At 44.1% G+C, this 13,576-nt stretch carries 10 protein-coding genes; 2 read left to right on the forward strand and 8 right to left on the reverse strand.

Annotated elements, in window-relative coordinates; translation table 11 throughout:
• Positions 1-74: 74 nt before the first annotated feature.
• A complete protein-coding gene (gene ptsP / locus LEP1GSC058_RS02600) occupies positions 75-1,820 on the forward strand; it encodes a phosphoenolpyruvate--protein phosphotransferase (RefSeq protein WP_016547969.1) in 1,746 nt (581 codons plus the stop codon).
• 45 nt (positions 1,821-1,865) lie between these two features.
• Here ptsP and LEP1GSC058_RS02605 read toward each other — a convergent pair whose 3' ends face one another.
• From LEP1GSC058_RS02605 to LEP1GSC058_RS02615, 3 genes are all read right to left on the reverse strand, one after another.
• A complete protein-coding gene (locus tag LEP1GSC058_RS02605) occupies positions 1,866-2,543 on the reverse strand; it encodes an LIC11631 family protein (RefSeq protein ID WP_039947933.1) in 678 nt (225 codons plus the stop codon).
• 96 nt (positions 2,544-2,639) lie between these two features.
• Positions 2,640-4,679, reverse strand: coding sequence for an AMP-dependent synthetase/ligase (locus tag LEP1GSC058_RS02610; protein ID WP_016548164.1), 2,040 nt, complete (start codon positions 4,677-4,679; stop codon positions 2,640-2,642).
• A 170-nt stretch (positions 4,680-4,849) separates the two neighbouring features.
• Positions 4,850-5,356 carry a TlpA family protein disulfide reductase gene (locus tag LEP1GSC058_RS02615; RefSeq protein WP_039947934.1) on the reverse strand — a complete coding sequence of 169 codons (507 nt, stop codon included), beginning with the start codon at positions 5,354-5,356 and terminating at the stop codon, positions 4,850-4,852.
• Between the two features lie 121 nt (positions 5,357-5,477).
• Here LEP1GSC058_RS02615 and LEP1GSC058_RS02620 point away from each other — a divergent pair, with 121 nt between their 5' ends.
• The gene (locus LEP1GSC058_RS02620) at positions 5,478-5,888 is read left to right on the forward strand and encodes a hypothetical protein (protein ID WP_016548081.1); all 411 of its coding nucleotides are present in this window, start codon (positions 5,478-5,480) and stop codon (positions 5,886-5,888) included.
• Here the strand turns inward: LEP1GSC058_RS02620 and LEP1GSC058_RS02625 are convergent.
• The 5 genes from LEP1GSC058_RS02625 to LEP1GSC058_RS02645 form a co-directional block, all read right to left on the reverse strand.
• Complete coding sequence (locus LEP1GSC058_RS02625; protein ID WP_016548213.1) at positions 5,885-7,054, reverse strand: glycosyltransferase family 4 protein; 1,170 nt, start codon at positions 7,052-7,054, stop codon at positions 5,885-5,887. The genes LEP1GSC058_RS02620 and LEP1GSC058_RS02625 overlap by 4 nt on opposite strands.
• A 28-nt stretch (positions 7,055-7,082) precedes the next feature.
• Complete coding sequence (locus LEP1GSC058_RS02630) at positions 7,083-7,940, reverse strand: 3'(2'),5'-bisphosphate nucleotidase CysQ (protein ID WP_016548004.1); 858 nt, start codon at positions 7,938-7,940, stop codon at positions 7,083-7,085.
• A gap of 9 nt (positions 7,941-7,949) precedes the next feature.
• Positions 7,950-8,396, reverse strand: a complete 447-nt coding sequence (locus LEP1GSC058_RS02635; protein ID WP_016548125.1) for an LIC11625 family surface-exposed protein — start codon at positions 8,394-8,396, stop codon at positions 7,950-7,952.
• Positions 8,397-8,457: 61 nt separating this feature from the next.
• Entirely contained in the window at positions 8,458-10,665 is a 2,208-nt protein-coding gene (locus LEP1GSC058_RS02640) for an ATP-dependent helicase (RefSeq protein WP_016548221.1), read from the reverse strand.
• Positions 10,666-10,682: 17 nt separating this feature from the next.
• Complete coding sequence (locus tag LEP1GSC058_RS02645) at positions 10,683-13,574, reverse strand: BamA/OMP85 family outer membrane protein (RefSeq protein ID WP_016547855.1); 2,892 nt, start codon at positions 13,572-13,574, stop codon at positions 10,683-10,685.
• Between the last annotated feature and the right edge of the window lie 2 nt (positions 13,575-13,576).

The following is a 13,576-nucleotide window of genomic DNA, read 5'->3' on the forward strand; positions in this document are numbered from 1 at the left end:
GGAAAACTCCTTTAAAAAAGCTTGTCCTCACAGGAATTCGTATATATTCCTAATCTTCGCGGAATTTCCTCCTTATGAATATGAGCAGCAGTAAACGTACGACTTATCCGGGAATCATCGCGTTTCCTGGACGTTTTTACGGCCGCTGCGTAAAAATCGGAACAAAGAAACGGCATCTCGCCCATGGAGCCTATATTCACGAATCGGAGATTCCCACAGAGCTAGAACGCTTAGAAAAAGCAATCCTACTATCCCGCAAAGAACTTAAGGAAATTGTAAATAAGCTGAATCAGAAAGCGGAAGCTAAGGAAATGAAAGCGATTCTGGAAACCCAAGTCATTTTGACTGAAGATCCTATGCTGAATAATTCCTTCAAAGATCGGATTCAAAAACGGGGAGAAAACGCCTTTCTCGCGGTGGAAAATGCAATTCGAGAGTGGGCGGAAAAGTTTAACAAAATAGAGGACCATTTTTTTCGGGAAAGGGTAGACCATCTACAGGACATTTCTAACAGGATTCTAGAAAACCTTCTGGATAAAAAAGAAGAAGCTTCCTTCTTAACGGATTTATCCGAAGACGTCATACTCGTCGCTCGCGAATTAACTCCGTCTCAAATGATCTTGATGAATAAAAGCAGAATACGTGGGATTGCGACGGATCTCGGAGGAAAGACCGGACATATGGCGATACTCGCGAGAAATTACGGTATACCGACAATCGTCGGCTTAAAACAATTTTATGGAAGCGTAAAGGACAATGAATATGTTTTCCTGGATGGTGAAAACGGTCAGATGGTCCGGACGCCTACCATTGAAGAAGTAAAATATTACGGAGCTTCATCTCCTCTTCTTTCGGAAAGTAAATCTCAAAAACAAAAGAAAGCGATCACTAAGGACGGAATTCGAATCCGACTAAAATGCAATCTTGAGTCCGATACCGACTGGGAACAAGCCAAGAAATTGGAAGTCGACGGAGTGGGACTCTTTCGATCCGAATCCTTATTCTTAAAATACCAGGATAAAAACGTTTCGGGTGAAGAACAATTTCAAGCGTATAAGAGAATAGCCGAGGGCTTGGATCCTAGTCCGGTATGCATACGGACCTTCGATATAGGCGCCGATAAATTTTCGACGGGAGAATTCGAAGAGAATCCTTTCCTTGGAAACCGAGGGATCCGATACAGTTTGCAAAATCCGGAATGGTTTAAAGAACAGTTACTTGCTATTTTAAGAGCTTCTGCTTTCGGAAATTTGAGTATTTTACTTCCGATGGTCACAAACCTCTCGGAAATACGGAAAACAAAAGAACTCATCGAAGAGTGTAAAAAAGAATTGTCCGGCCAAAAGGAACGGTTCAATCGAAAAATTAAATTAGGAATGATGGTAGAAACCCCGTCCGCCGTCGCGGCAATGGATATCCTATCACAAGAGGTGGATTTTTTCTCGGTCGGAACGAATGATCTACTTCAGTATTTAATGGCCGTTGATCGTAATAATGTGAACGTTTCGAATCTTTATAATCCATTTCACATTTCTTTCCTACGTTCGTTAACGCAGATTGTCGAAACCGCTTGGAAATATGAAAAGCCGTTAAGCATTTGCGGAGAGATTGCGTCCGATACGACGTTCACGATTTTATTATTGGGATTAGGTTTTCGCGAATTGTCGGTATCCCTCCCGTTTGTCGGAGGAATCAGGAATATTCTCGCCTCTACCGGGCTCAAGCAAGCGACTTTTCTAGTGCGCAAAGTCATGGAACTTTCGGAACTAGAAGACTATGAAGCAATCGAAGCCTTCCTTTTTAGCAAACATTTGGAGTAAAAAATATAGAACGATTCACTCCACTAATTCTTTCTCGCTAATATTTTATTCTTCCGTAACTTGCTGATAATCCAGAGAAAGAAACAAAAATGGCGAATGTATCTGCTCTTTCTCCTGTAGAAAAACCGCACCCAGTCCTTCATTCGGTTTCATGAAATGTAGATAAGACTGTTTTTCCGTGCGAAGAAAAAAATTCCCTTTCGCATTGAATTTAAATGAAAGTTCCGAAACCCATTTTAGCAATGCTGGAAGATTTCTGGCAGTAGAATCTCCGGTGCGAAACATCGAAAGATATTGCCTTCCCTTCCAGGTTCCCGTGAAATTAAATCCGTCCCCCGGAAGGATCGGAACTATTTGATTGTCAGTATCGCAATCGACCGTTCTAGAATATGTTAGAGAAGGTAAATTCCCTAAAACGGTCGGCAAAAACGCATCGAATTCGACGCCGTTGATCTCTTCCTTTCCGGCGATGAGGCAGAGTCCTTTTTTAAAACCGGAAGTGAGTCCTTGAACTTTCAGGACCTGCTTCTCCGCAGTTGTCAAAGCCATCTCTCCCCGACTCAGTAAGAACGCCAAACTCAAGGGCGAAAACTCGGTGAGTTTAGAAAAGTCCCAAACTTCGGCGCTTTTTAACGGTGAAAAATACAAATTATCCAACGCATACACGTCCGAATGTCCATAGGGTTCAAATACGGAAGGCTGCCGAATAAAAGACTGTATCATGCTTTAACTATCGGACAGACGGAAAAAATGGGACGGCAAAAAAATGCCCGAGGCGGAATCCTCGGGCATTCTTACGGAAAATATGGTAGGTGAAGCCTATTTATCGGTATAGACCTTCTTGATCTTATCCGCGTATTTTTCCGCAATCACGTGACGTTTCATCTTGAGCATATTATTTAACTCTTCGCCTACTTCAAACGGTTTGGTAATGAGAAAGAACGGCGTAACTTGCTCGAAAGATTTGAACCCATTCTTTGCATTATTCAAGTTCTTGATTTCTTTACGGTAAAAATCGATTATCTTAGGATTTTCGATTAATTTTTCCCGATCTGAAACATCGATCCCGTTTTCCTTGGCCCATTCGCCCAGTTTCTCGAAGTCAGGTATAATAATGGCGCCCAAATTCTTCTGATCTTGGCCGATCACCATACACTGACTAATGTACGGCGATTCTTGCAATTTGTTTTCGATCGGAACCGGCTCCACATTTTCTCCGCCGAGAAGTACAACGGTATCTTTTGCCCGGCCGGTTAGAGTTAACGTCCTCTTAAAGTTGATCATTCCCATATCGCCGGTATTCATCCAACCGTCGACTAAAGTCTTGGCAGTGGCTTCGTCGTTTTTGAAATAACCTTTCATAACTTGAGGCCCTTTTACGAAAACGACGCCTTTCCGACCGAGCTTACCTTGGGTGATATGACCGCCCTCGTCTACTTCGGTTAATACGTCGTTATTATCGTTTCGGATCTGCAGTCTTGTTTTCGGTACGATACTACCGACCGAACCGATTATCAATTTTTGGAAAGTACGAACCGAAAGAACCGGAGACGTCTCGGTCATTCCGTAACCTTCCAACACGTTGATTCCGATATTGTTGAAAAATTCATCCACATGTCGAGGCAGCGCTCCTCCGCCGGAGATGGAGGCTCTGAGATTCCCGCCGGTCGCGGTTCTAATCTTAGAGAGAACTACCTTATCCAAGGTAGCGCTGTTCAGAAACAAAGCCAAACCGGAAACGATATAAAGCGGAAGACTTAAATAAGCAAATTCAGTGGGGGCGAGCACATAGGCCGCAATTGCCGTAATTACACTTAAGGTAAACGGACCGGTCAATAAATACTGAACGATCATTAGAATCCCGTAAAAGAAAGATTTTATTGGATTACGACCGTGATAATCTACCTCATTGCCCGAAAGAAAGCGAGTCGAGGCGTTATTCTTATCCGAAAAGAAATATGCCAATTTAAATAGGGTTCTACGAACCGTCGGAGTTTGACTTGGATCGTTGATGCGAGTATAGATACCGTTGTAAATATTCTCCCAAAGCCTAGGAGCCGATCCCATAAAAGTAGGTTTAACTGTCGCCAAATCCTGACGAAGGTCGCGTACGTTAGTATAATAAGTCGCCGCACCGATACTAATGCATACGTATTCCACTACCCGTTCGAATACATGCCAAACGGGAAGGATAGAAAGTAATCTCGCTTCGGCGTTAATCTTTAACATCGGAGTGACATTCAATACTTGATGCATCATATTCGAGTGCATCAACTGGACCCCTTTGGGCAGACCTGTAGTGCCGGACGTATAGATAAGAGTGAATAGATCTTCGGGTTTGATTCCTGCGACTCTCTCTTCCACTTTGCGAGATCCGCTAGCACGAAGCTGTTTGCCTTTTTCGATCAAATCATACAACTTCAGGACTCCGGGAGAATTAGAATCCTTATCCATAATGATAATCGTTTTTACTTTTGCTAGTTGCGATTTATTCCGATTAAATTTTTCGAGCATTTTATCGTTTTCTATAAATACGACTTCCGATTCCGAATGACTCACGATATAAACGATTTCGGAATCGGTGATGTCGCTACCGCGCGGTACATCGGCCGCTCCGGAAAGAATGATTGCATAGTCGGCGATAATCCATTCTATCCTATTATCAGCCAAGAGTCCGACATGTTCACGGGGCTTAACTCCCAAGTCGATCAACGCTTCGGCTAGATTTAAACCATATTCGTACAACTGACCGTAGGTGACCGGATGGTAATGTTTGTGAGCATCCTTGGAATAGAAGGCAGGTTGGTTCTTGTATTTTTCCGCAGACTCACTGAACAATTGGGCGAGATTCTCAGCCATGAATCATAACTCTCCTGATTTTTACTATGGGGTTTTTTTAGGTTTCCGGCGGAACCCGATTTACGGTCCCCAGGATAAAAGGCGAACCCTAGAGATAAATCCTTTTTTTTAATGCTTTGTCGAAGAGATCAAGAGTTATTTATGTGGATCGTTATGCATAATTGAGAGTTTTAGGGAGATTCGAGCCAGTTTCGCAGGCGCCCTCGTAAAACCGGGAGATCTTTTTCAGAGATCCCGTATTGGAAATGTAGGCGTTTTCCGGATTTGCTAAATACGAAAAGGGCGGGCTGACCCTCTATCTTCAAAAGGTTCACTAATTTCCACTCCGGATCCAGGAGACTAGGGTAATCCATTCCGAATTCCTTAGCTGCGTTCTTAATCTCCTGTATGCTTAATCCGTTTTCCGTATTTACTCCCAAAATTTTAGCGTTCTTACCGTGAAGGTCTTTTTTGAGGTTTTCTACGACCGGCACGGCTTTTTTACAAGGCTCGCACCAACTCGCCCAAAAATCCAAAATCAGAAGCTGCCCTTGGTATTCGGAGAGCTGGTGAGATCGACCGTCCCAATCTTCAAGCGCTATTTTATAAATCGCTGCGTCTTCTCCTCTTGAGCAAGAACATACCGTTAAACTGAAAATGATTGCGAGAGAAAGAGTGGCGAGAAGTCTAAAGCTCATCCTCTCCAGAATGCTCAATCCCGAGACACCTTCAAGCTAAATCCGCATCTTTCCCCAAAGAGTCCCGATCTTCCTTGCCAGGACGACTGTAGCTAGTAAAATAGGGGAATCGTTTTCACTCGTGTACAGTTCGATTTATAATTACTTTCTATCCTTTCAAGAATTTGAAGGTTATTTGGGAGGATCTCGGTTTTCCGGTAAAGGAATCACCGCAATGCCCGTTTTTTCCGACTCGCGACAAACGATTCCGACTGCCCATTTTGAATGGTCGACCAAAAAAGGATTCTCCTTGAACGTGAACTCATCCGAATTCTCGTCGGTTCACGATCGAGAGGGATGGAACGAATCGGATTGGGAAAGGAAAGAGGACTTATTCAGATTCACTCCCAACGACAAGGAAGAAGTATTCTTCCAAGCGCTGGATAGAAATAGAATGCACATGCTTTGGAAGTCGGATCGAGGTATCGTTTTTTCCGGAACATTAGAACGAGTCAAAACCGGAATCTTACGGAAACTATTCGGAAATTTCTAATTCGATTTGCCTTTTAGGAACTCGAGAAAAACGTCTCGAGTCAATTTTGCCGAATGAAGCATTTCAAATTTCTTTAAATTAGGCTTCGGTAATTTCCAAGGTTTGGTGCAAAAGCTTTGTAGCGCCTCAGCCCATTTTCGAGGGTCATCCGTTTTTTTGTAAGTGATCGATTTTCCCCCGATTTCGCGAAAAACCTGCAAATCGGAAACTATACATTGTTTTCCATGCGCCAATGCTTCCACTAAGGGAATTCCGAATCCTTCATATAGAGAAGGAAACAGGAATAAATCGGCCTTAGAATATAAATAATGCAATTCTTCATCGGAGGGCGCTTCGATCCAAAGCATTTTTCCCGATTTGCTTTCCGCTCGCATTGCTTCCACTAACTCCGGAGTTTCCCATCCGGCTTTACCTGCATGTACCCAAAGCCGAGGCTTACGACCGGCCATCGTTAAGTATTCCTGATAGGCCTGTCTTAAAAAACCGTAATTCTTTCTAGGTTCCACCGTAGATACCGATAGAAAAAATTTGGATGGAAGATTTGCAAGGCGTTTCGTCGGAGGCTTGGTTGGAGCTCGTAGAATGTCTTCGGGATCGTAACCGGGATATACGACCGTAATTTTACTTTCTGGAATTTTAAAATACGATTTTGCCTCGTCCCCGACTGCTCTCGAAATCGGAAGAATTTTATCGGCTCGCTTTGCGCTCCACCGAATTAACAAAGCTTGCTGCAACCGAGCGAGCCATCTCATCGTATTCGGAAATTTATAAATCACGAAATCGACGCAGGTAACCACCGCGGGAATATTGCCCGGAAAAAAAGGGGGTAAAACTTGCTGAGTTCCCCAAAAGAGATCGATCCCGTTCCGGCGTAAAAGCCAAGGAAGCTCGAGGCCGAAGTACAGCCCCCCTTTTCTGGCGAGATAACCTTGCCCTATCTCCAGCCGGACATTCTCTAGTTTTATCAGGCTAGAGTGACTTGCATGTAACGGACGATTTGAAAAAAGGCGAAAGCTGAAACGGGGATCTCCTTCGAAGCCTTTTAGGGTGGCGGAGATTAATCTTCCGACGCCTGAGACAGGGGTGGATAATGGCCTTGCATCCACTCCTATTACAAAAGGTTTTAGCGACTTCTTTAAATTATCGGTCTTTCGTTTTCCGTTCAAAGTGCGCGAACTTCCTTATCTGAAATATTTACCAATATTCACGAACGGAACCTTGTAGTCTAGCTCCATTATCTTTCCAAAATTCTTGGACTATCTCTCTTTTTCCGGCCAAAAGACCCACGCTTAATTTCGATTTTAGAAAATCAAAAGGCAATCCGGTCTTTATTTCGATGTCGGATCCGCCGGACGCTCGGAGAATTGCGACACCTCCCGCAATGTCCCAATCATTCTTAGGTCGCAAAGAAAGAGTCAATGGCGTTTTGGCGACGGCGACTAACGCTAATTTATAAGCGATAGAACCCGTGGACTTAGTTTTATATTGGGTCCCGAAACTCGTCTTGTCGAACAGTCCGGCTCTAGATTCTGAAACCGAGACTAGAATTTCTTTCAAAGGCGGAATTTCGGCTTCTTCTAAAAACCTATGAGAAAGATTCCAGTCGATCTCTCGGCTCGAAAAAGGAGGTTCCAAAACTTGGTATCCCGCTCCGAGGTTTTCCCTTCCCCAAAAAAACTCGCCGCTAGCAGGGTTCATGATGATGCCGAAAATCGGTCTTCCTTCCCGAACTAAACCTAAACTCAATGCGAATTCCGGATTCTTTGCGACAAATTCGCGGGTGCCGTCAATCGGATCTAAAATCCAAACTCGTCCGAAACGATGAGTCTCTTGATCAAAGGGAAGAATCTCTTCCTCCGAAAAAACGGGGTCTCCGAATTTTTGACGAATTCCTTCGACTAAAATTCTGTTTGCAGCCAGATCGGCTTCGGTTACGGGATCTCCCTTGGTTTTTTCTCGAACCGAGAATTCACTACGATATATCCGGAGAATCTCATCCGCAGCCTCGAGCACGAGTCTTGATACGATATGAGCTTCTTCCGGAAATCGCATTCCTGAAGATTATTTTGCCTGGCTCGAAGGAGACGCAGGTTGCTGTTTGTCTTCCTTGTGTGTCTCTTCTTCTAAATTATCAGGACGAACGTAGAAGACTTCGTTCGTAGGTGTCTGAAGATATAATTCCGGATCCATTAGATACGTATAAAATACGATATAAGTTTTATACTTAACGTATACTGAAAACGTACCTTTTTGCTGCTCGTACTGGAGCGAATCGGCCGTTAGACCTTTCGTATATTCTTTGTAATCCAGATACTTTCGGTGAAGACTGTATTTAAGAGCCGAAAGAAGATTCTTTTCCAGAGTGGCCTTTTTAGCTGCCTCCGAGATTTTTCGGTTCTTATTAAATTCTTCTACCTTGTTGAATTCTTCCACTAGACCGGTTACTTTTCCTGCTAGGAGGGGGCTTGCCAAGCCTAAGGCAAGAGCTGCTACTAAGATCCGTTTCATTGGTTTTCCTGTGTTCCTTAGGATAATTATCGGTTTTTAGAAGGAGGAACTTTTCCTTCCGTTATAATTTCTCTAAGGGGGTATAGGCAAGGAAAAAGTTCTTTTCCACCCCCCCAAACCTGATTTTGACTTTTCGGTTCTTCCCGTTCCCGGAGACTCCGGCAACGATTCCCACGCCAAACTGCGCATGCCTAACACGATCTCCCTCTCCGATTTCGGCTTCTTCACCTAAGGGACTGGCTGTACCCGAATCTTCCGAGTTCCGACCCTTTTTTAACGAAGAATCTCCCGCGCCCTCCCAAGCCACAGGGGGGCCTTCCGGCATCCTGACCCCCCTTCTTGTAAATACGGCGTCTTGCCCGAAACATTCCTGAGGAATTTCCGGTAAAAAGCGAGAGGGAATTCGCGGTTCTACTTTTCCGAACTTTCGAGAATATCTACAATAACTTAGATATAGTTTTTTTCTAGCTCGAGTCAGGGCTACGTAGAACAGCCTACGCTCTTCCTGCTCGCCTTTCGGTTCGTCAAGACTCATCGAATGCGGAAAGGTCCCTTCTTCTAAGCCGGTCAGAAAGACCGTCGGGAACTCCAATCCTTTTGCATTATGTACCGTCATCAGATGAACGTAATCGGTAAGTTGAGCAGTGTCCTCCTCGGACGTAAGAAGGCTAATCTGATTAAGGTATTCCTCTAAATTCGGAGAATCTTCACGCTCTTCATATTCGGCAATGGAGTTCACGAATTCTCGAACGTTTTCGACTCTAGAAACGGCCTCTTCATCTTGAGAGTTTCGCTCAGTGTATTCCACCCAACCCGATCGTTCAATGACCTGTAACGCAATCTTAGAAGGAAGCTCTCCTTTCTCTTTCATTTCAATCAGGTCTTCGAATAGATGATAAAGTTCTTTCGCTTTCGCGATGCCGGCTTTTTTTAACGGTAGATCCGGATGTCCCAGCGCCTCTAAAAAGGAAAATCCTCGATCTATGGAAAACTCCCTCATTTTCTCGATAGAGGCGTCCCCGATTCCCCTTGGCGGATTATTCACGATTCTCAGGAGAGATGTCGAATCCAGAGGATTGGCAACCACATTCAAATACGCTACCATATCTTTGATCTCAGCCCGATCGAAAAATCGAAATCCTCCGAAGATCTTGTACGGTATACCAGCGGATCTGAGACTTTCCTCGTAATATCTCGACTGGGCGTTCGTTCTATAAAATATGGCAAAATCCTTATAATCGGCTCCTCTGGCCGCTTCCGAGCGAATTTTTTTTACCGCGTCATACGCCTCTTCGTTTTCGTTTTCGAACTCGGAAAGAGTTACCGGCTCGCCTTCCGGATTGTTGGTAAAGAGCTCTTTCTCTTTACGATCAGGATTATTGGAAATCACCTTCGAGGCAGCTCTTATAATTCGCCCGGAGGAACGATAATTCTCTTCCAATTTAACCACGAACGAATTCGGATAATCATGTTCGAAATTTAGAATATTCGAAATATCAGCGCCTCTCCAGGAATATATGGATTGATCGTCGTCACCCACCACGCATAAATTGCCGCGATCTCCGGCGAGCAATCGAACCAGACGGTATTGAACCTTATTCGTATCCTGATATTCGTCCACCATGACGTATCTCCAACGTTCCTGATACTTCGATAATATCGAAGGCTGCTCTTCGAACAATCGAACGACTCTCAATATCAAATCTCCGAAATCGAAGGCCTGGTTTTTTTGTTTTCTAAATTCGTATTCCGCATAGATCTTCGCGACGACTTGTGATCGATGGGAAAAATCCTCTTTTCTAACGTATTGATCGGGGTCGAGCATCGAATCCTTTAAGGATGAGAAGATGCCCGTCAGTGTGGACGGCTTGTATTGCTTAGGATCTTCGTGCAAATCCTTTACTACTTGCTTAATTAGAGATTCCTGAAGCGTTGTATCGTAGACGGTAAAACCGGAATCAATTCCGAGCGCAGTTGCTTCTCTCCGCAGTATAAATAGGCAAAGTGAATGGAAGGTTTTAATTTGCACATTGAACGGCAGATCCGGTACCAAATTGCGCACTCGTTCCGCCATTTCCGACGCAGCCTTATTTGTGAACGTTAAAGCGCATATAGAATCAGTTTTTCGATTCAGGATTAAGTTGGCAATTCGATGAGTAATGACTCTCGTCTTGCCGGATCCGGCTCCGGCAAGAATCAAAACGGGACCGTCCAATCGTTCTACGGCCGCTTTCTGCGGATCATTTAAGCCGGTAAGTAAATCGATCACGCAAAATCCCCGTCCTTTTAGAAACGGTAATCCCCGATTCCGAATACGAATTGGAATGCGCGATCATCCTCGTATCTTTCAAAAGGCGCCCAAAAGTTTCCCGTAGGACGAATTTTCTGGGCGAAATAGATACGGAGAGGAAGGACCGGAATCTGAATCCGTAAACCGATTCCCCAGGAATATCTCATACGATCCATCGCGACGTTTTGGGAAGATAATACCAATCTGGCCGGATTATTCAAATCATCATATGTAACGTCGGCTTTCTTGCCGTTCGTTAAGTTAAAATTATTTTGGAGATACCAGCCCACGGGGTCGGCGACAATCCTTGCCTCTTTATTCTTATCGTAATTTGTAACGTAATCCTTTTTAACTCCGGTAAATCGATTCACTTGTTCGTATAATGCTCCACCATCCAGGAACACAACCAACCAAAGAAGACTCGGTTCTATCGGAATACGGATCTCCGAATCGAATAAGATACGATGCTGCGCCCCGCTTCTCCAGTCTGTCGGGAATTTCGGATCGTTATAGTACCATCCTCGTAAGGACTCGTATCCTCCTATGATCAATAAATCCTGGGGACGGATATACGGGTCTTGAACCGGATCCTGATGACCGTATTTAGGGGATCTCTGCAAAGTGAACATATCCGATGTACGAAACTCCTGCACCACCCGCCAACGACGAAGTGCGTTATTTCGAATCAAACCGCCGAAAGTAAAATCGAACCAAGTGTGATAGTATTCGGCGGTTATCCTATACTGATCGAAGTGCGAAGATCCGCCCAGATACTGACCGACATTGTCCACTTGTAAAAGTATATCGTAACCACGCGTAGGGGCGAATACGTTATCTCGAATATCGAAGGAAATACCGTTCGATATCTGGGAACGAAATTGCCAGCCCTGCCGAACGTTTGCCAAAACCGCATCCGATACCAACGCTGTCGGGTTAGAGTAAGAATAGAACGCAGGCGTATATCTATGAAAATGCGTCCAGTTCGTGAATACCCTATGTGCAATCCCCATTGTAACGCCTAATCCGTTGTTATCGTAAGTTGCGTTTTCGGTAACAGGAGCGGTCGTACTATCCGAGATTGAAATCGTGGAAGTGGATCCTAAGAAGATCGTTCGCGAAAAATAAAATAAGGAAAGAGAAAGCGACCAAGGAGTATCGTTTAGCCAAGGTTCCGTCCACGAAATCTGAAAGGATCGTCTATAAGGACCGAATTCAATTCTTCCGGATATCTTTTGTCCGGTTCCATTCAGGTTATTTTCGCCGACTTCCGTAAAAATCGTAAATCCAGTAATCGTTCCGTATCCACCGCCCATCGACACGGTTCCCGTCGGCTGCTCCAATACTTCGATCACGATATTCATTTTGGAATCGTCGGAGCCGGGTCGCATATTAAAGTTTACTTCTTTGAAATATCCTAAATTATGAATGCGCTCTCTGGAACGATTAACCTTAGTGGAATCGAAAAGATCGCCCGGCTTAAATAACAATTCCCGTCGGATTACCTTATCTTGAGTCTTTTTGTTCCCCTTGATGATTACGTTCTCTATTTTAGCTAGATTATTTTCTCGAACGGTAAAGTCTACATGTACGAATTTTCTACCGCGCAGCGCAGGTTTTCTTGCGAACAATTCCCGCAGTTTGCGCACGTTTAATTGTTTATATTCGTCTTCACAAATTTTGCGTTCTAAATCGGTTTTCCTTGAATAGCAGTTCTCATAATACTGAAGACTCTCCTCATCCAACGAAATAATCTTCCTTCGAGGGATGACTTGAGCGAAGATATGGCCCTTTGCTCCGTAGAGTTCGTTTACGGAGGATCTATCGCGCATGAATACGGTCTCGTCGAATATTTCACCCACGTCCTTTACGCTATAATCCATCACTTTCTCTATTTCATCTAACGTAAAAAGCGGGCTTAACTTATCTCTCGGCGTATCGGGTGGATTTTTTTCCTTATTCAGGAAGACGGGGCGACCTTCGTTATCCAAGGTCATGTCGTGAGCGACCGAGTATCCGTTAAAATAATAAACCTGCCCTTCGTACAGTTTTATATTAACGATAATGACTCGCCTGTCTTTCTTTTCGGGATTTTCCCAGTGGATTTCCCAATTCGTACCTTCTCGAAGCAATTCGGAGTCCAGATACCCTTTACTCCGCATATAAGCCTGAAGGACTTCCTTGTCTTTTTCAAAGGAGCTTTCCTTAAAAGACCCGCCTTCGAAAAGACCCTCTTCTTTTAGATCCATTAACCCCAGAAGCTCGGATGTTTCGATGGTTTCATTTCCGTAAACGTTGATCTTAGCAACAGGGATCTCCTCGCCTTCGTCGATCACGAATCTTACTTTAACTAGATTCGTCTTGGGATCCGGTTTGCCTAACTCCGCCTTTACATAGGCTAAAAAGAAACCCTCATCCCTATATTTCTGAAGAATGACGTCCCTCGATTTGGAAACCTTCTGAGGCGTAATTACCTCGTTATCCTTCAACGGCATTTTTTCACGCAGGTCGGCGGGAAAGACTTCGTCCGCACCCACAAATTCGATTTCCTTAACGCGAGGACGTTCTTTTAGTTCGACGATAATCTTAACGCCGCCGTCTACATCTTCGGCCTGTATATCTATAAAATAGAAGAAACCGGAAGCGAATAAGGTTTTCAGGTCTCGATCGACCATACCTTTTGTCAATTGCCTTCCGCGCTTCAATTCGAGCATCGAGTCGATATCGGAATCCGAAGTATTCCGGTTTCCTTTGAACACGACTTCCTTAATCGTTTTACCGAAATAATCGCTCCTCTTCGAAAGTAACTCGGTTATATCGGCCGAATAGAAAAGGAAGCTCGTCAAGAAAAAGACGACTATAAATTTATTTACTGGAGGCTTTCGTTTCAAGT

Origin of the sequence: Leptospira fainei serovar Hurstbridge str. BUT 6, assembly GCF_000306235.2 — a bacterium.
GTDB lineage: Bacteria > Spirochaetota > Leptospiria > Leptospirales > Leptospiraceae > Leptospira_B > Leptospira_B fainei.

What these genes read in the sequence shown, in the direction of transcription:
- ptsP (WP_016547969.1), top strand. Translation starts at nt 75, where the DNA reads ATGAATATGAGCAGCAGTAAACGTACGACTTATCCGGGAATCATCGCG.
- LEP1GSC058_RS02605 (WP_039947933.1), bottom strand. Translation starts at nt 2,543, where the DNA reads ATGATACAGTCTTTTATTCGGCAGCCTTCCGTATTTGAACCCTATGGA.
- LEP1GSC058_RS02610 (WP_016548164.1), bottom strand. Translation starts at nt 4,679, where the DNA reads ATGGCTGAGAATCTCGCCCAATTGTTCAGTGAGTCTGCGGAAAAATAC.
- LEP1GSC058_RS02615 (WP_039947934.1), bottom strand. Translation starts at nt 5,356, where the DNA reads ATGAGCTTTAGACTTCTCGCCACTCTTTCTCTCGCAATCATTTTCAGT.
- LEP1GSC058_RS02630 (WP_016548004.1), bottom strand. Translation starts at nt 7,940, where the DNA reads ATGCGATTTCCGGAAGAAGCTCATATCGTATCAAGACTCGTGCTCGAG.
- LEP1GSC058_RS02635 (WP_016548125.1), bottom strand. Translation starts at nt 8,396, where the DNA reads ATGAAACGGATCTTAGTAGCAGCTCTTGCCTTAGGCTTGGCAAGCCCC.